This is a genomic window from Actinoplanes lutulentus, assembly GCF_003259845.1.
GTDB classification, from domain to species: domain Bacteria; phylum Actinomycetota; class Actinomycetes; order Mycobacteriales; family Micromonosporaceae; genus Actinoplanes; species Actinoplanes lutulentus.
The window spans coordinates 118277-136315 of the sequence record NZ_QLMJ01000026.1 but is presented as its reverse complement, the minus strand read 5'-3'; the positions used below and the strand labels follow the sequence as shown (position 1 = coordinate 136315).

At 70.2% G+C, this 18039-nt stretch carries 16 protein-coding genes and 1 riboswitch; of the genes, 13 read left to right on the top strand and 3 right to left on the bottom strand.

Annotation, left to right across the window (positions count from 1 at the left end; translation table 11 throughout):
• The first annotated feature begins 27 nt into the window (after positions 1-27).
• From coaBC to B0I29_RS40485, 7 genes are all read left to right on the top strand, one after another.
• Positions 28-1245, top strand: a complete 1218-nt coding sequence (coaBC, locus tag B0I29_RS40515) for a bifunctional phosphopantothenoylcysteine decarboxylase/phosphopantothenate--cysteine ligase CoaBC (RefSeq protein ID WP_111654486.1) — start codon at positions 28-30, stop codon at positions 1243-1245.
• A gap of 45 nt (positions 1246-1290) precedes the next feature.
• Positions 1291-2481, top strand: coding sequence for a methionine adenosyltransferase (metK, locus tag B0I29_RS40510; protein ID WP_111654485.1), 1191 nt, complete (start codon positions 1291-1293; stop codon positions 2479-2481).
• Between the two features lie 127 nt (positions 2482-2608).
• Positions 2609-3169, top strand: coding sequence for a histidine phosphatase family protein (locus tag B0I29_RS40505; RefSeq protein ID WP_111654484.1), 561 nt, complete (start codon positions 2609-2611; stop codon positions 3167-3169).
• 1085 nt (positions 3170-4254) lie between these two features.
• A complete protein-coding gene (locus B0I29_RS40500; protein ID WP_111654483.1) occupies positions 4255-6690 on the top strand; it encodes a primosomal protein N' in 2436 nt (811 codons plus the stop codon).
• Between the two features lie 69 nt (positions 6691-6759).
• Complete coding sequence (gene def / locus B0I29_RS40495) at positions 6760-7311, top strand: peptide deformylase (protein WP_111654482.1); 552 nt, start codon at positions 6760-6762, stop codon at positions 7309-7311.
• 4 nt (positions 7312-7315) lie between these two features.
• Entirely contained in the window at positions 7316-8242 is a 927-nt protein-coding gene (gene fmt / locus B0I29_RS40490) for a methionyl-tRNA formyltransferase (protein WP_111654481.1), read from the top strand.
• Positions 8239-9735 (top strand): RsmB/NOP family class I SAM-dependent RNA methyltransferase, encoded by a 1497-nt coding sequence (locus tag B0I29_RS40485; protein ID WP_111654480.1) that lies wholly within the window; start codon positions 8239-8241, stop codon positions 9733-9735. Before fmt ends, B0I29_RS40485 begins: the two co-directional genes overlap by 4 nt.
• 71 nt (positions 9736-9806) lie before the next feature.
• Here the strand turns inward: B0I29_RS40485 and B0I29_RS40480 are convergent, their stop codons facing one another.
• Entirely contained in the window at positions 9807-11069 is a 1263-nt protein-coding gene (locus tag B0I29_RS40480; protein WP_245973149.1) for an acyltransferase family protein, read from the bottom strand.
• A gap of 119 nt (positions 11070-11188) precedes the next feature.
• On the opposite strand from B0I29_RS40480, the gene rpe reads away from it, so the two are divergent.
• Entirely contained in the window at positions 11189-11866 is a 678-nt protein-coding gene (gene rpe / locus B0I29_RS40475) for a ribulose-phosphate 3-epimerase (protein WP_111654478.1), read from the top strand.
• Positions 11867-11926: 60 nt separating this feature from the next.
• Complete coding sequence (locus tag B0I29_RS40470; protein WP_181558227.1) at positions 11927-12931, top strand: GGDEF domain-containing response regulator; 1005 nt, start codon at positions 11927-11929, stop codon at positions 12929-12931.
• Here B0I29_RS40470 and B0I29_RS40465 read toward each other — a convergent pair.
• Complete coding sequence (locus B0I29_RS40465; RefSeq protein ID WP_111654477.1) at positions 12886-13575, bottom strand: lysophospholipid acyltransferase family protein; 690 nt, start codon at positions 13573-13575, stop codon at positions 12886-12888. The genes B0I29_RS40470 and B0I29_RS40465 overlap by 46 nt on opposite strands.
• Positions 13572-14147, bottom strand: a complete 576-nt coding sequence (locus B0I29_RS40460) for a TetR/AcrR family transcriptional regulator (RefSeq protein WP_111654476.1) — start codon at positions 14145-14147, stop codon at positions 13572-13574. The genes B0I29_RS40465 and B0I29_RS40460 overlap by 4 nt, the downstream gene beginning before the upstream one ends.
• Positions 14148-14306: 159 nt before the next feature.
• Positions 14307-14482: riboswitch (FMN riboswitch) on the top strand.
• A gap of 129 nt (positions 14483-14611) precedes the next feature.
• Between B0I29_RS40460 and ribD the strand changes: the two genes are divergently transcribed.
• The 4 genes from ribD to ribH are packed head-to-tail and all read left to right on the top strand — an operon-like array spanning position 14612 to position 18035.
• Positions 14612-15694, top strand: coding sequence for a bifunctional diaminohydroxyphosphoribosylaminopyrimidine deaminase/5-amino-6-(5-phosphoribosylamino)uracil reductase RibD (gene ribD, locus B0I29_RS40455; RefSeq protein WP_111654475.1), 1083 nt, complete (start codon positions 14612-14614; stop codon positions 15692-15694).
• Positions 15695-16294 carry a riboflavin synthase gene (locus tag B0I29_RS40450; RefSeq protein ID WP_111654474.1) on the top strand — a complete coding sequence of 200 codons (600 nt, stop codon included), beginning with the start codon at positions 15695-15697 and terminating at the stop codon, positions 16292-16294. It abuts the gene before it with no gap.
• A complete protein-coding gene (locus B0I29_RS40445) occupies positions 16287-17495 on the top strand; it encodes a bifunctional 3,4-dihydroxy-2-butanone-4-phosphate synthase/GTP cyclohydrolase II (protein WP_111654473.1) in 1209 nt (402 codons plus the stop codon). Before B0I29_RS40450 ends, B0I29_RS40445 begins: the two co-directional genes overlap by 8 nt.
• A 48-nt stretch (positions 17496-17543) precedes the next feature.
• Complete coding sequence (gene ribH / locus B0I29_RS40440; protein WP_111654472.1) at positions 17544-18035, top strand: 6,7-dimethyl-8-ribityllumazine synthase; 492 nt, start codon at positions 17544-17546, stop codon at positions 18033-18035.
• The last annotated feature ends 4 nt before the right edge of the window (positions 18036-18039 follow it).

Genomic DNA, 18039 nt, shown 5'->3' with positions numbered 1-18039 from the left:
GGTTCTCCTGCTACGCAGAGGTGCGGCGTGACCGAGGTCGTCCTGGGGGTGTGCGGCGGGATCGCCGCCTACAAGGCCTGCGAGCTGTTGCGGCTCTTCACCGAGTCGGGGCACGGCGTGCGGGTGGTGCCGACCGCGTCGGCCCTCAAGTTCGTCGGCGAGCCGACCTGGGCCGCGCTCTCCGGCCGCCCGGTCGCCACCGAGGTCTGGGATGACGCGCACGAGGTGCCGCACGTGCGGATCGGCCGGGCCGCCGAGCTCGTCGTGGTCGCGCCGGCCACCGCCGACATCCTCGCGAAAGCCGCGCACGGCATCGCCGACGACCTGCTCACCAACACGCTGCTCACGGCGACCTGCCCGATCGTGTACGCGCCGGCCATGCACACCGAGATGTGGGAGAACCCGGCCACCCGGGCGAACGTGGCGACTCTGCGCGAGCGCGGCGCCATCGTCATCGAGCCGGCGGTCGGGCGGCTGACCGGCAAGGACACCGGGAAAGGCCGGTTGCCGGATCCGGTCGCGATTTTTGAGTACGCGATGCGCGTACTCAAGCGGGGTCTTGAACTTGATCTTGCTGGTCGGCACGTGGTGGTGACCGCAGGCGGGACGCGGGAGCCGCTGGATCCGGTGCGTTTCCTCGGCAACCGCAGTTCTGGCAAACAGGGTTATGCCCTCGCAAAAGCCGCGCTCGCGCGGGGAGCCCGGGTGACACTCGTCTCGGCGAACGTGTCACTCCCGGACCCGGCCGGCGCCGATCTCGTCCGGGTGGGCACCACGGAGGAGCTGCGCAAGGCCACGGTGGAGGTGTCCGCCGCGGCGGATGTGACGATCATGGCGGCCGCGCCGGCTGACTTCCGTCCGGCGGTCGTTTCGTCGCAGAAGATCAAGAAGCTTCCGGGCTCCGCGCCCGACCCGATCGTTCTGGATGTGAACCCGGACATCGCGGCCGAACTGGGTGCGGCGAAGCGTCCTGGTCAGCTGCTTGTCGCGTTTGCCGCCGAGACGCATGACGCGCTGGAGCACGCGCGCGCCAAACTGGTGAAGAAACGCGCCGACCTGATCGTCGTTAACGAGGTGGGTCCGGGCCTCGTGTTCGGCCAGGACAGCAACACGGTCACTCTGCTGGGCGCCGACGGATCCACCGCCACCTTCGGTGAACTCCCCAAAGACGATGTGGCCGATATGATTTTGGACCACGTCGTGGCACGCCTGGATGCCCAGGCCGTGGCCATCCAGCGGGGCTGACTACACTTCCGCGTTACGTTGTATTCGACAAATCTGAGGAGCACCGTGGCACGCCGCCTGTTCACCTCCGAGTCGGTCACGGAAGGCCACCCGGACAAGATCGCTGACCAGATCAGCGACGGCATTCTCGACGCCCTGCTCGAGCAGGACCCGCGCAGCCGCGTCGCGGTGGAGACCCTGATCACGACCGGCCAGGTGCACGTCGCGGGTGAGGTCACCACGCAGGCTTACGCCGACATCCCCAAGATCGTGCGCGACACCATCCTGCGGATCGGTTACGACTCGTCGAAGAAGGGTTTCGACGGAGCCTCCTGTGGCGTCAGCGTCTCGATCGGCTCGCAGTCGCCGGACATCGCGCAGGGTGTGGACAGCGCCCTCGAGCTGCGTTCCGGTGACAGCGAGCACGTGCTCGACTCCCAGGGCGCCGGCGACCAGGGCATGATGTTCGGCTTCGCCTGCTCGGAGACGCCCGAGCTGATGCCGCTGCCGATCGCCCTCGCGCACCGGCTCGCCCGCCGGCTGTCCGCCGTGCGCAAGGACGGCACCATTCCGTACCTGCGCCCGGACGGCAAGACCCAGGTCACCATCGAGTACGACGGTCTGCGCCCGGTGCGGCTCGACACCGTCGTGGTGTCGTCGCAGCACGCCGCGGACATCTCGCTGGAGTCGCTGCTCACCCCGGACATCCGCGAGCACGTGATCGCGCCGGAGCTGGAGAGCCTCGGCATCGACACCGAGGGTTACCGCCTGTTGGTGAACCCGACCGGCCGCTTCGAGATCGGCGGCCCGATGGGCGACGCCGGCCTGACCGGCCGCAAGATCATCGTGGACACCTACGGTGGCTACGCCCGCCACGGTGGCGGCGCGTTCTCCGGCAAGGACCCGTCGAAGGTGGACCGCTCCGCGGCGTACGCGATGCGCTGGGTGGCGAAGAACGTGGTCGCCGCCGGCCTGGCCGAGCGCTGCGAGACCCAGGTGGCGTACGCGATCGGCAAGGCGCACCCGGTGTCGCTGTTCGTCGAGACGTTCGGCACCGAGACCGTGCCGGTGGACCGGATCGAGAAGGCGATCAACGAGGTCTTCGACCTGCGTCCCGCCGCGATCATCCGCGACCTCGACCTGCTGCGCCCGATCTACCAGCAGACCGCCGCTTACGGCCACTTCGGCCGGGAGCTGGCCGAGCTGCGCTGGGAGAGCACCGACCGGGCCGCGGACCTGAAGAACGCCGCTTCCTGATCGTTGTTTTCTGGTTTTGGAGGAGCCGGTGCCCGTTGGGGCGCCGGCTCTTTTGATCTGTGCGCCGGTGATTTGCGTGTTTGTTCGCATGAACGTTGTGGATGGTTCAGAGGGCTACTCTTCGGCGATGACGGCTGTCCAGGGTGAACGGCTGATCCTCGTCCGGCACGCGATGCCGGCCGTCGACCCGGCCGTTCCTTCCGAGCACTGGCCCCTCGCGTGGGACAGCCGGGTCGCCGCCCGGCTGCTGCGCCTGCACGTCTCCCATCCCGCTTATTACGTGGCCAGCACCGAGCCGAAAGCCGCGCAGACGATGCAGGAGATCGCCGGGGCTCAGCACGTCGTGACTGATGACGCGCTGGCTGAGGTGCATCGGCCGCACTTCTGGTTCAGTGATGACGAATATCGCTCGGCCGCCCTGGATTATGCGTCGGGCGGGTGCCCGGAGGGGTGGGAGCCGCATTCCGCGGTGATCTCGCGCTTTGACGGGGCGATGGTGAAACACGCGGCTGCTGCCGCTTCGCAGGGCCGGACTTTGGTCGTGGGGACGCACGGGCTGGCGCCTACGGTGTGGATGGCGTCGCGGTACCAGATCGCGGATCCTGCGGTGTTCTGGTCGGAGCTTCGGTTCCCGGACATCGTGGAGATCGATTTGGTGCATGAAGAGGTCCGCTGCGTCACCCATTGAGGGGTGCTGGGGGTCTCGGGGGGCTCGGGGGGCTCGGCGCTGGACGGTCTGGCTGGTGCTCGGTGCTGATCCTGCTGGTTCATTGAGGTCTCGTTGGCGGAGGACGGTCGTTCTTGATCGCCTCTGCGGCTCGGCTTTTCCGTGGCGATCGTGGTCCCCGAATCGCGGCCCGGCGGCAGCCGCGGCCCAAGACTGCGCGTTCCCGACGGGTGTGTTGATTTCGGGTTCGATACGCGCCTTAACTCGACACGCACCGGGTGGGGTGCTCGCGGGGTGAGCCGTTCAGTGGGGCGAGCCGTAGCCCAGATAGGTCATCGGGCCGTTATGAGGTGTCTGGCCTACGGCTGGCCGGCGCGAGCCGTAGGCCAGATATGTAATCGCACCCTCATGACCTATCTGAGCTACGGCTCGTCCCGGCGTACGGCTCACCGCCGGCGGCAGAACACACCCGACCACGATTCGACGTCACGCATCCCGCGGGTAGATGGCTACCTCAATTTGACCAGCAGGGTCAGTGCTGTGACGGCGCTGGGAGCCAGCTCGTTTCGTCCGGCTGGCTGTGGGTGCTTGATCGGCTGCCCGTGAGGCGGAGCCAGCTGGACCTGTCGGCGGGTGGGCCAGGCCACACGTGAGGCCACCGTGTGCCCGGGTCTACGCGCCCGTGGCGATCTTGAGCGTTTCTCCACCGCCGGGCGTGCACAAAGGCTCAAGATCGGCGGGAGCTGGACCGCAACGCGGGGCCGGCTTGTGCTTGTGGTCGCCGGCTGGGCGATTCAACGACCGTAAGCGCTGGCCGGGCTTGCCACTCACGGCGGTTGGCCGGCGCTGAGGGCTGCCGGCCGTACGGCGTGGCGACCGCCAATGACAGCCGGGTGTGTGGCTGGCGCTGAGGGCTGCCGGCTGTACGGCGTGGCGACCGCCTGTGACAGCCGGGTTTGGACGGCTGGCGCTGGGGGCTGCCGGCTGTACGGCGTGGTGACCGTGGGGTACAGCCGAGCTTTGGGTGGCGGGTTGAGTGGTGTCTCACGTGTGGTGGGGCGGTGTCCGGGCAGAGTTGTCGTAGGGGCCGGGCAGAATGTTCGGCGATGGGGACCAAGGGTGCGCGCAGTGAACGGGAACCGGCCGAGCGGCTGCCGGTCGCCCGAGTCTGCGTCGATGTGGCGCTGCCGCACCTCGATCGGCCGTTCGACTATCTGGTGGCGGCGGCCGACGACGAGGCCGCGCAGCCTGGTGTGCGGGTCAAGGTGCGGTTCGCCGGGCAGTTGATGAGCGGCTTCCTGCTGGAGCGGGTGGAGTCGTCCGGTCACGGCGGCAAGCTGTCATATCTGGAGAAGGTCGTCTCGGCCGAGCGGGTGCTCGATCCGGAGATCGCCAGGCTCGCGCGGGCGGTCGCCGATCGTTACGCGGGCAACCTCGCCGACGTGCTGCGGCTGGCGGTTCCGCCTCGGCACGCGCGGGTCGAGACCCAGGCCGCGCCGGCCAAGCCAACCATCGCAGAGGCGACCCCGGCCACGCCGGATTCTGAGCCGCACACAACAGAACCGCACACAACAGAGCCGGACACAGCTGAGCCTGCTGCGTCGGTCGCAGGTGAGAACGAGGCCGAGGACTTGGCGTCGGCTGAGGCTGAGCCCGAGGCTGAGGCCGGAACTGAGGGCGGGCCCGGGACTGAGGCTGGGCCCGGGACTGAGGCTGGGCCCGGGACTGAGGCTGGGCCCGGGACTGAGGCTGGGCCCGGGACTGAGGCCCGGTCTGAGGCTGGGCCTGGGGCTGCGACCCGGATTAAGGCTGGGCCTGGGATTGAGGCTGAGACCTGGACAGAGGCTGGGCCAGGGACTGCGGCTGCGGCGCGGCTGGGCGCGGGCTTAGGGCCGCTGCTAGTGGGCCCGGCCGCTGGGGGCGGGCTGGGGGAGATTCGGGGGCCGGCTCCGGGTGGGTGGGACTCCTATGCGACCGGGCTGGGATATCTGCGGGCTCTGGAGGACGGGCGGGCTGCTCGGGCTGTGTGGTCGGGGCTGCCGGGGGAGGACTGGGCCGCCCGGATCGCTGAGGCTGCCGCTGCCACCGTGCGCGGCGGGCGTGGGGTTGTCATCGTGGTCGCGGACGCCCGGGATCTCGACCGGGTTGATCGGGCTCTCGGTGCCGTGCTCGGTGAGGGGCGGCACGTCGCGTTGAACGCGGCTCTCGGGCCGGCCGAGCGTTACCGGCGGTTTCTCGCTGCCAGCCGGCATCGGGTGCCGGTGGTGGCCGGGACCCGGGCGGCCATGTGGGCGCCGGTGGAGAAGCTCGGGCTCGTGGTCATCTGGGACGACGGTGACGATGTGCTCGCCGAGCCTCGGGCGCCTTACCCGCATGCTCGGGAGGTGCTGCTCACCCGGGCTCAGCTGGCCGACTGCGGTGTGCTGGTGGGGGGCTTCGCGCGTACCGGGGAAGCGCAGTTGTTGCTGGAGACCGGGTGGGCGAAAGAGATCGTCGCGGAGCGCGCCGTGCTGCGCCGGCGGTCGCCGGCGATCGCGCCCACCGGGGATGACCCGCAGCTGGCTCGCGACCCGGGTGCGGTGAGTGCGCGGCTGCCCAGCCTGGCGTGGCAGACCGCGCGGCAGGCTCTGCAGAACGACGCTCCGGTGCTGGTCCAGGTGCCGCGCCGGGGTTATCTGCCGTCGGTGGCGTGTGCCGAGTGCCGGACGCCGGCACGGTGCCCGCACTGTGCCGGGCCGCTGGGGCTGCAGGGCGCGCGGGACGTGCCGATCTGTCACTGGTGCGGCCGGGGGTCGGCGGCGTACTCGTGCCCGGCCTGTGGTGAGCGGCGGCTGCGTGCCTCGGTGACCGGTGCCCGGCGGACCGCCGAGGAGCTGGGCCGTGCCTTCCCGGGTGTGCCGGTGCGCACATCGGGCAAGGATGAGGTCTTGGTCACGGTCCCGGGGGTCGCGTCCGTGGTGGTCTCCACGCCCGGCGCCGAGCCGGCCGCCGAGGGCGGGGGATATGGAGCGGTGCTGCTGCTCGACGCGTGGGCGTTGCTGAGCCGTTCCGATCTGCGTGCCGCTGAGGAGACGATGCGCCGCTGGCTGAACGCGGCGGCGCTGGCTCAGCCGGCCAACAAAGGCGGCAAGGTGGTCGTCGTGGCGGACGGATCGCTCGCGCCGGTGCAGGCGCTGCTGCGCTGGGACCCGGGCTGGTTCGCCGCTCGTGAGCTGGCTGAACGCCGTGAGCTGGGCTTTCCACCGGCCGCCCGGATGGCGAGTGTCACCGGTACGGCGGCGGCGGTGGCCGACCTGCTGGCCCATGCGAGCCTGCCGGACGGCGCCGAGGTGCTCGGCCCGGTTCCGGCAACGCCGGCCCGCGGTGGCCCACCGGCGAACGGTGGCGAGGCCCCCGAGGAACAGGAGCGGATGCTGCTGCGGGTGTCCCGATCCAAGGCCGGTGACCTGGCGCGGGCGCTGCACGAGGCGGCCGCGATGCGCAGCACGCGCAAGGCGGCTCAGCCGGTACGCATCCAGGTGGATCCGGCCGACCTGTTCTGACCTCAGCCGTAAGAAGAACGAAACGTAGACTGGGCGGGTGCAAGCCACCACAGTCAGGAGTTTCGCCGCGTGACCGTCCAGCCCATCCGTCTTTTCGGCGACCCGGTCCTGCGTACCCCGGCCGACACCGTCGTCGATTTCGACAAGGAACTGCGTAATCTGGTCAAGGACCTGGTCGAAACGATGCAGGACGAGGGTGGCGCCGGACTGGCCGCCCCGCAGCTCGGCGTCGGTCTGCGCGTCTTCACCTTCGACGTCGACGACGTGGTCGGCCACATCGTCAACCCGGTGCTCTCCTTCCCGGACGACGAGGAGCAGGACGGCCCCGAGGGCTGTCTCTCCATCCCCGGCATCTACATCGACACCAAGCGCCGGCAGAACGCGGTCGCGAACGGTTTCAACGAGCACGGCGAGCCGATCCAGCTCGTCGGCACCGGCCTGATGGCCCGCTGCGTGCAGCACGAGACCGATCACCTCGACGGCGTTCTGTTCCTGGACCGGCTGGACGCCGCCTCCCGCAAGGAGGCGATGAAGCAGATCCGTTCCGCCGAGTGGTACGACGCCGGCAAGCCTCCGACGGTCAAGGAGAGCCCGCACAGCATCTTCGGGTTCGGGCGGTGATCACATGCGGATAGTCTTCGCCGGCACACCCGAGGTCGCGATCCCGAGTCTCGACGCGATCGCCGCCTCCCGCCACGAGCTGGTCGCGGTTCTGACCCGTCCGGACGCGCCGGCCGGCCGTGGCCGCCGCCTGGTCCGCTCGCCCGCCGGTGCGTGGGCCGACGAGCGCGGCATCGAGGTGCTCACCCCGGAGAAACCGCGTGACCCCGAGTTCCAGGAGCGGCTGCGTCAGATCGCGCCGGACTGTGTGCCCGTGGTGGCGTACGGCGCTCTGGTCCCGCCGAGCGCGCTGGAGATCCCGAAACGCGGCTGGCTGAACCTGCACTTCTCGCTGCTGCCGGCCTGGCGTGGTGCCGCGCCGGTGCAGCACGCGGTGCTGCACGGCGACTCGGTGACCGGCGCCAGTGTCTTCGAGCTGGAGGCGGGGCTGGACACCGGCCCGATCTACGGCACGCTGACCGATCAGATCCGATTCAACGACACCTCGGGTGACATGCTGGCCCGGCTCGCTGTCGAGGGCGCCGGCCTGCTGGTCGCGGTGCTCGACGCGATCGAGGCGGGCACTGCCCGGGCTCACCCGCAGCCGGCCGACGGTGTCTCGTTCGCGCCGAAACTGACCGTCGACGACGCCCGGATCCGCTGGGACGACCCGGCGTTCGCGGTGGACCGGCGGATCCGCGCCTGCACTCCGGCGCCGGGCGCGTGGACGACGCTGCGCGGCGATCGGCTGAAGCTGGGACCGGTACGCCCGGTGGCGAACGCCGGCTCGCTTCCGCCCGGTGAGCTGCTGGTCGAACGTACGCAGGTGCTGGCCGGCACCGCGACAACTCCGGTGATTCTCGGCGAGGTCCGGGCCGCCGGTAAGAAACCGATGTCCGCCACCGACTGGGCGCGAGGCATGCGGATCCAAGCAGGGGAGAAATTCGCATGACGGAACATCGCGCATCGCGGCCGCACAGCGGCGGTCCGCGCCGGCCGGCGGGGCCAGGTTACGGCCGTGACGGCCGCGACGGCAGGGACGGGCGTGACTTCCGCAGTGGCCGGGCGCCGCGCGCCGGTCGCCCGCCGTCCGACCCGGCACGCCAGGCCGCGTACGAGGCGATCGCCGCGGTGCACCGCGATGACGCGTACGCGAACCTGGTCCTCTCCGAGATCCTCGGCGGGATGGGTCTGCACGGCCGGGACGCGGCGTTCGCGACCGAGCTGACGTACGGGACGCTCCGCGCGCTCGGCACCATCGACCTGATCATCGCGGACGCGGCCGGCCGGGAAGTCGCCCGGATCGACCCGCCGGCCCGGGACGCTCTGCGGCTCGGCGTCTACCAGCTGCTCTACACCCGGGTGCCGGCGCACGCCGCGGTGAACCAGACGGTCGACCTGGTCCGCGCGGTCGCGCCGGGAGCCTCCGGTTTCGCGAACGCGGTGATGCGTACGGTCTCCGAGACGCCGCTGGACGGGTGGCTGACCAAGGTCGCGCCGGATTACGAGGCCGACCCGATCGCCAACCTGTCGGTGATCCACCACCACCCGCAGTGGATCATCCGGTCGTTCGCCGAGGCGCTCGGCGGCGACCTGGAGGAGACGGCCCGCCTGCTGATCGAGGACAACCAGCCGCCGGCCGTGCACCTGTGCGCGCGCCCCGGCCGGGCGGACGCGATCGACCTGGCCGACGAGGTGGACGGTGTTCCCGGCGCGTTCTCGCCGTACGCGGTCTATCTGAACGGTGGCGCGCCGCGCGAGATGGCCGCCATCCGTGAGGGTCGCGCCCACGTGCAGGACGAGGGCTCGCAGCTGGTCGCGGCCGCGCTGCTGGCCGCGCCGGTCGAGGGCCGGGACAACCGCTGGCTGGACCTGTGTGCCGGCCCGGGCGGCAAGACCGGCCTGATCGGCGCGATCGCCTCCGGCCGTGGCGCCGAGGTGACCGCGGTCGAGGTGTCCGAGCACCGGGCCCGCCTGGTCGACCAGGCCACCGAGGGCATGCCGGTGACGGTGCTGCCGATGGACGGCCGGTCGGTCGGGCGTGACCCGGACCTGCCGGAGGAGTCGTTCGACCGGGTTCTGGTCGACGCGCCGTGCACCGGGCTCGGCTCGCTGCGGCGTCGTCCCGAGGCGCGCTGGCGTCGTCAGCCGGCCGACCTGCCGCCGCTGACGAAGCTGCAGCGGGAACTGCTGGTGGCGGCGCTGCGGGCGGTCCGGCCGGGTGGCGTGGTGGCGTACGTGACGTGTTCGCCGCACATGGTCGAGACGCAGGTGACGGTGAGCGAGGGCGCCCGCCGGAGTGGTGTCGAGGTGGACTTCGTGGACGCCCGGCCGCTGCTGCCGCCGGGCATGCCGGGCCTCGGCCCCGGCCCGACGGTGCAGCTGTGGCCGCACCGGCACGGCACGGACGCGATGTTCCTGGCGGTCCTGCGCCGCACGAGCTGAGCAGAGCGCGAAGAACGAACGAACGGAAAAGGCCGGGCCCGATGGGCCCGGCCTTTTCCGTGTGAAGCGAACTATCGGACCGCCGTCACGCCCTCGTTCTCCGTGGAGGCACGCTGCCCCGGGATGACGGGGGCGGGCGACACCGGCGCGACCTCAGCGGCCGGAGCGGCCGGCGCTGCCGGGCGCGCGGACGCGTACCGGTCACCGCGGCCGAGAGATCCCGCCGCCGCAGCGAGCTTCGTCTTCAGAATCCGGGCAATCGGCTTCTCGAACAGACGATGCAACAGGTACGCCGACACCAGCATGATCGCGATGACGACGGCCAGCACCACCGGCCGCGGCGCGAAGTCGCGGATGCCGTAGATGATCGTCCAGCCGATGTTCTCGTGCAGCAGGTAGAACGGGTAGGTCAGCAGCCCGGCCGTGGTCAGCCAGCGCCACTGGATGCGCGAGGTGTACCCGAGGGCGATCGCCAGCAGGATCAGGAAGAAGAGCGTCACCAGGATCGCGCCGACCGTGCCGGACAGCTGGGCGTCCAGGTGGGTACGGCCGACGTAGCCGACCCGCCGGAACGTCCAGTACTGGGCCATCGCGAACGACGCCGCGAGCAGCCCCCAGAGCAGCATGTCCGGCCCGAACCGGTGGATCAGGTACAGGGTGATGCCGGCGACGAAGAACGGCGCGTACTCGGCCTGGAGCAGAACCTTCAGCAGCGGGAAGTCCGTCTGGAAGGAGATCGCCGAGGCGAGCAGCCAGGAGTACCCGAAGATCACCGTGCGGCGCAGAGTGAGCCCGCGCCACACCACGACGGTGAAGAGCAGGTAGAAGAGCGCCTCGTTCCAGAGGGTCCAGTACACCGCGTCCACGTGCGGGGCCCCGATCGGCGCCTGCAGCATGGTCAGGTTGAGGACCACGTCGTGCCAGCTCTTCGGGTTGCGCACCACCGGCCAGATGGTGATGACCGCGGTGGTGATCAGCACGGCGGCCCAGTACGCCGGGAACAGCCGGATGATCCGGGACTGGAAGAACGCCCCTGGCGTCCGGCCCCAGCAGCTCATGCAGATGACGAAACCGCTGATCATGAAGAACAGCTGAACGCCCATCCAGCCGTACTGACCGACGTGATGCAGCGTGGGGAAGGCGGTTTCCGGCTTCACGCCCCAGGAGTCCTCGACGCCACGGGTGTAACCGGTGTAGTGGTACAGCGACACGATGAGTGCCGCGACGAGGCGCAGGCCGTCGAGCGCGGCGAGCCGGTTGGTGCGCGGGCGGGCACCGCCCTGCTCTGCCGGGGCGGCGGGCTCCGGCCGCCGCAGGCCGGGGAGAAGCGTCATGGCGGGTAACAATACATAGACCACAGGTGGCGCACATGGTCCCCATGGCCAGGGCATTGCCAGGTGAGATACAACCGGGCAAGTGTGCGCCCGGCCGCCCGGGCCATACACTTTCAGCCGTGGAACTGTCGCCGATCATCGCGCCGAGCATCCTTGCTTCCGACTTCTCCCGGCTCGGGGAGGAGGTGCGGGCGATCGAAGGGGCCGCGGACTGGGTCCACGTGGACGTCATGGACAACCACTTCGTGCCGAACCTGACGCTCGGCCTTCCCGTGGTGCAGAGCCTGCGTAAAGCCACGGCGATCCCGTTCGACGTGCACCTGATGATCACCGACCCGCAGCGCTGGGCCCCGGCGTACGCCGAAGCGGGCGCCTACAACGTCACCTTCCACGCCGAGGCCTGCGACGACCCGGTGGCTCTCGCGAAAACGCTGCGCGCGGCCGGCTCCAAGGCGGGCCTGGCGATCGACCGGGACACCCCGGTCGAGCCGTACCTGGAGCTGCTGCCCTACCTCGACACCATCCTGATCATGACGATCAAGGCGGGTTTCGGCGGCCAGGCGTTCATGCCGGAGATGCTGGACAAGGTGCGTGACGTGCGCCGCCGCGCCAAGGTCAACAACCTGGAGATCCGGATCGAGGTGGACGGCGGCATCGCGGCCGACACCATCGAGCAGGCCGCCGAGGCGGGCGCCGACGCGTTCGTCGCGGGCACCGCCGTCTACGGCGCCGCCGACCCGGCCGAGGCGATCCGCAAGCTGCGTGGTCTCGCCGCCCGGGCGATGGGGGTGGCGTGACGGCCCGTTCAGGGACCATCATCGGAACCACTGTCCCCCGGCGCTGTCCAGGAAGGTGCGATGAGTGCGGCTGAGTCCCGCCCCGAGATCGATCCGGAGCTGGAATCCGAGGAGGGTCCCGACCTGATCCTGGTGGTCGACGACGACCAGGACATCGCCAGCTTCGTCGAGTTCAACCTGAAGGTGCACGGCTTCGAGGTGGTCCGGGCCAAGGACGGTCAGGAAGCGCTCGAGGTCATGGAGACGCACCGGCCGGGTCTCGCCGTGGTCGACTGGATGATGCCCCGGATGGACGGCGTCGAGCTGATCCGCCGGATCCGGGCCGAGCCGCTCACCTCGGCGCTGCCGGTGATCATGCTGACCGCGAAGAGCATGACCGTGGACAAGGTGGTCGGCCTCACCGCCGGCGCCGACGATTACCTGGTCAAGCCGTTCGACACGGCCGAGCTGATCGCGCGGGTCTCCACCACGCTGCGCCGTCACAAGGACGCCCGTGAGGTGTCGCCGCTGACCGGCCTGCCGGGCAACGCGCGGGTCCGCCGGGAGATCGGCGAGCGGATGCGCAACGGCGGCGATTACTCGGTGGGTTACATCGACATCGACCGCTTCAAGAGCGTGAACGACGTCTACGGCTTCGACCGCGGCGATGACTTCATCATCGCGCTGGCACGCAGCCTCCAGCGGGCCAGCGCGAAAACCGGCCCGCCGTCCATCTTCATGGGCCACATCGGCGGCGACGACTTCGTCTTCATCTGTACGCCGGACCAGGTCCTGCCGCTGACCAAGCGCACCGTCACCGATTTCGAGCGGGTGGCCGACCGCCTCTACGAGCCGATCGACGCCCAGCGGGGTTTCATCGAGGTGCCGGACCGGCGCGGCAACAAGCAGAAAGCCGCTCTGGTCACGCTGTCGATCGGGGTGGCGCAGGCGACCTCGGAGGGCCGCCGGTTCGCCGATCCCCGGGTGGTCATCGCGGTCGCCTCGGAGATGAAGAAGGTCGCGAAATCCCAGCCGGGCTCCTACGTCGCGATCGACCGCCGCCGTGAGGCCGAGGAAGGCGCGTAAGCCGGCACGTACTCCTGACCGGTCATGGCCTGGATCGTCGCCATCAGCTCGTCGGTGCGCGCACGGGCCTCGCGCGGGGTTTGAGCACGTCCGGCCACGTCCAGCGCCGGTCCGAAGGTGATCGAGATCGGTCGCCGTTTCGGGCGCAGGATGTCGGCCGGGCGGGCCTCGCGGGTCCCGAGGATGCCGACCGGGACGATCGGGACACCGGCCTGTGCGGCGAGGCGGACCGCGCCGGTGCGGCCTCGATAGAGACGGCCGTCGGGGGATCGGGTGCCTTCCGGGAAGACCGCGACCAGCCCGCCGGCGCGCAGGATCGGCACCGCCGCGTCGAACGCGCTGAGCACGGCCCGCCCGCCGGCGCGCTCCACCGGGATGGCGCCCATGCCGGTGACCGCGTGCCGGGTGAGCCAGCCCCGCGGCCCGGTCGCCCGGAAATATTCGGCCTTCGCCCAGAACGCGATGTGCCGCGGCACTGTGACCCCGAGAAACAGCTGGTCACCGACGGTCTGATGATTCGGGCAGAGGATCGCGCCGCCTGCCGGGATGTGTTCCAGACCGGCGACCTGCGGTCGCCACACGCGGCGCAAGGTGCTGCCGACGGTCACGTTCGTGAGGACATAAAGAGCGGGGGTACGCGTCACCGAACGCCTCCCATGTGCGCGGTGATCACGGCCTCGAGCAGGGGTTCGGGGCCGGGCAGGCCGGTGGCGAGTGGGAGACTGCCCCAGTTCCACAACTGGACCACCCCGTGCAGCCCGGCCCAGAGCGCCCCGGCGGTCACCTCCGGCGGCGCGTCGGCCGGCTTGGCTTCGGCGACCAGGTCCACGAGCAGGCCGAACAGTGGCATGCTGGTGCCGCGAAGCCCCAGGTGGCCGCTCTCCAGCAGGTCGTGGCGGAACATCAGCTCGAACATGCCGCGCTCCTCGGTGGCGAACCGGGCGTAGACCCCGGCGAGCAGCACCACCCTGGCGCGCGGATCGGCCGGCGCGTCGGCGAGGGCGGTGGCGACCCGGGCGGCGAGGTCGGCGAACCCGGCCCGGGCGATCGTCGAGAGCAGTTGCAGATGGGTGGGAAAGTGTCGCCGGGGCGCGCCGTGCGAGACGCCGGCGCGGCGGGCGATCTCCCGCAAGGAGAGCGCAGCCGAGCCCTCGGCGCGGACCAGGTCGATGCCGGCTCGCACCAGTCGCTCCCGTAATCCGTGGTCAGACTCCATAGACAATGTCTACCAGGAGATCGTAGACGTTGTCTACTCCTGCCAAATTGGTAGGAATGGTGGGTTCGCCGAATGTTCCCGTTGGGCACGTGATGTGAGGTAGCTCGCTGGCCAGGTGGCAAATTCGTTATTGCGTGCAAGACTCTGACTTGACCCACCACGCGCTGGCGGGACTCGGTGAAATTCCGAACCGGCGGTGATCCGGAGCGAAAGCTTCGGTAAGCCCGCGACCCGGATGTCGTTCCATCGACATGCGGTTGACCTGGTGAGACTCCAGGGCCGACGGTTGATCAGGCGAAAGTCTGGTCAGACAGTCCGGATGGGAGACAGCGCGCGGAATCGGTGAGTCGTGCCCTCGTGGCCGCGACTCCACCGGGGTGCGCGAAGCGTACCCTTGTGTCCGATTCCCGGCGTTTCCCATCATCCTCGGCGCGCGTGTCCGTACCGCGCGAGAGGAATGCCCGATGGTGACCGAGGACGAGGCGATGCGCCGCGCGATCGCGCTTGCCTCCCGCGGCCTCGGCACGACCAGCCCCAACCCGGTCGTCGGTTGCCTGCTTCTCTCCGCGTCCGGCGAGGTCGTCGGTGAGGGCTTCCATGTGTACGCGGGCGGCCCGCACGCCGAAATCGTCGCCCTCGCGCAGGCCGGCGAGCTGGCCCGGGGCGGGACCTGCGTCGTCTCTCTCGAACCGTGCAACCACACCGGGCGTACCGGTCCGTGCTCGGAAGCGCTGATCACGGCCGGTGTGCGGCGCGTGGTGATCGCGGTGGACGACCCCAACCCGGTCGCCTCCGGCGGCGCCGCCACGATGCGGGCGGCCGGCATCGAGGTGACCACCGGGGTCCGCCGCGAGGAGGCCGAGCTCGGCAACGTCGCCTGGCTGACCGCGGTGCGCCGGGGCCGGCCGTACGTGACCTGGAAGTTCGCCGCGACGCTGGACGGCCGCTCGGCCGCCGCCGACGGCACCAGCCAGTGGATCTCCTCGGCCGAGTCCCGGGCCGACGTGCACGTGCTGCGCAGCACCGTCGACGCGATCGTGGCCGGCGTCGGCACCGTGGTCGCCGACGACCCTCAGCTCACCGTTCGTGACTTGCGCGACGGCACCCTGGCGATCAAGCAGCCTCTGCGTGTGGTGGTCGACTCCTCCGGGCGTACCCCGGAAAACGCCCGCGTGCGTGACGCCGCCGCACCCACCTGGATCGTCACCGCGGCCGCGGCCGGAAGCGGCCCTGCGGGCCGGGTTGATCTGAGCCGGATGCTCACCGAGCTGTACGCGCGAGACGTGCGCAATGTGCTGCTGGAAGGCGGCCCGACGCTGGCCGGCGCTTTTCTGGACGCCGGACTGGTCGATCGGGTCATCGGATACATCGCGCCCAAACTGCTCGGCGACGGCCGGGCTGCCCTGATCGACGCCAGCATCGGCACCATCGCCGACGCCGTCGAGCTGGAGTTCACCGAGATCACGCAGATCGGCGGCGACCTGCGCTTCACCGCGTTGCTGCGGCAGAAGGAGAGCCTCTCAATGCCGCAGCAGAAGGAGAGCTGAATGTTCACCGGAATCGTCGAAGAGCTTGGCGAGATTGTTCGCCTGACGGACGACGGCGGCGACTCGGCGGTCATCGCCGTGCGCGGCCCGCTGGTCACGTCCGACGCGGGGCACGGCGACTCGATCGCGGTGAACGGCGTCTGTCTCACCGTCATCGACAACGAGGGCGGGATCTTCACGGCCGACGTGATGGGCGAGACGCTGCGCCGCAGCTCCCTCGGCGCGCTGGCGGTCGGCAGCCAGGTCAACCTGGAGCGGGCCGCCGCGCTGAACAGCCGCCTCGGCGGTCACCTGGTGCAGGGGCACGTGGACGGCGTCGCGCGGATCATCGCCCGCGAGCCGGCCGACCAGTGGGAGATCGTGCGTTTCTCGCTGCCTGCCGAGCTGGAGAAGTACGTGGTTCACAAAGGCTCGATCACCGTCGACGGCGTCTCGCTGACGGTCATGGAGGTCACCGCGGACAGCTTCGCGGTCGGGATGATCCCGGCCACCTCGAAGCTCACCGTGCTGGGCAGCAAGGCCATCGGCGATCCGGTCAACCTCGAGGTCGACGTGATCGCGAAGTACGTCGAGAAGATGCTGGGGAGCCGCAATGTTTGAGAGCATCGAGCAAGCGATCGCGGACATCGCGGCCGGCAAGCCGGTGATCGTGGTGGACGACGAGGACCGGGAGAACGAGGGCGACCTGATCTTCGCGGCGGAACACGCCACGCCGGAGCTGGTCGCGTTCATGGTCCGCTACACGTCGGGTTACGTCTGCGTGGCGATCCCGGAGGCTGAGGCCGACCGCCTCGACCTGCCGCCGATGGTGGAGCATAACCAGGACTCCTACAAGACGGCGTACGCCATCACGGTGGACGCGCGGGTGGGCGGCACCACCGGCATCTCCGCCGCCGACCGGGCCCGGACGATCCGGCTGCTCGCCTCCGCGGAGACCCAGCCGAACGACTTCACCCGCCCGGGTCACATCGTCCCGCTGCGGGCCAAGCCGGGTGGCGTGCTGCGCCGGCCGGGCCACACCGAGGCGTCGGTCGACCTCGCGGTGCTGGCCGGGGCGCGGGCCGCGGGCGTGCTCTGCGAGATGGTGAACGACGACGGCACCATGCAGCGCCGCCCCGACCTGGAGAAGTTCGCCGCCGAGCACGGACTCACCGTGGTCACCATCGCCGAGCTGGTGGCGTACCTGACCCTGCGTCAGGGCCGCCAGGTGGAGCGGGTCGTGGAGACCAAGCTGCCGACCGAGCACGGCGACTTCACCGCTGTCGGTTACCGCACCGAGGCGGACAACGGCGAGCACGTGGCGCTGGTCTTCGGCGAGATCGGCGACGGCGAGGACGTGCTGGTCCGGGTGCACTCCGAGTGCCTCACCGGCGACGTCTTCGGCTCGAAGCGGTGCGACTGCGGCCCGCAGCTGGACGCGGCGCTGGAACGGGTCGCGGCGGCCGGGCGCGGCGTGGTGCTCTACATGCGCGGCCACGAGGGCCGGGGGATCGGGCTGTTGCACAAGCTTCAGGCGTACCAGCTGCAGGACCGCGGGCTGGACACGGTCGACGCGAACCTGGAGCTCGGGCTGCCGGCCGACGCGCGTGACTACGGCACCGGCGCGCAGATCCTCGCCGAGCTGGGCATCCGTTCGATGCGCCTGCTCACGAACAACCCGGCGAAGCGGGCCGGCCTGGAGGGTTACGGTCTGCGTGTCACCGGCCGTGAGTCGCTGCCGGTCCGGCTGCACCCGGAGAACGTGCACTACCTGCGGACGAAGCGCGACCGCATGGGGCATCTGTTCGAGGCATTGGGCTGATCTGGTTCCCGCGTAAGGGAAGATTGAACGGAAAAAGGGGGACTTATCATGGCTGGCTTTGGTGACCCGCACACGGAACCCGTCGACGCTGCCGGGCTTTCGATCGGCATCGTCGGCTCCCGCTGGCACAACGACCTGGTCGAGCACATGATCGAGCGGGCCAAGTCGGCTGCCGAGGCGTGCGGGGTGACCGACGTGGGCGTCTTCCGGGTCGCCGGCTCGGTCGAGCTGCCGGTCGTGGCTCAGGCGCTGGCCCGCAAGTACGACGCGGTGGTCGCTCTCGGCGTCGTGATCAAGGGCGAGACCCAGCACTTCGAGTACGTCTGCGACGCGGTCACCAGCGGTCTGACCCGGGTGGCCCTCGACGAGGGCACGCCTGTCGCGCACGGCGTGCTCACCGTGCAGAGCCTCGGCCAGGCCCGCGACCGTGCGGGCCTGGAGGACTCGATCGAGGACAAGGGCTGGCAGGCCACGGTGGCCGTGCTCGACGCGGCCCTCACCCTCCGCGAGATCGGCAAGCCGGGGATCTTCAACCGGTAACGGC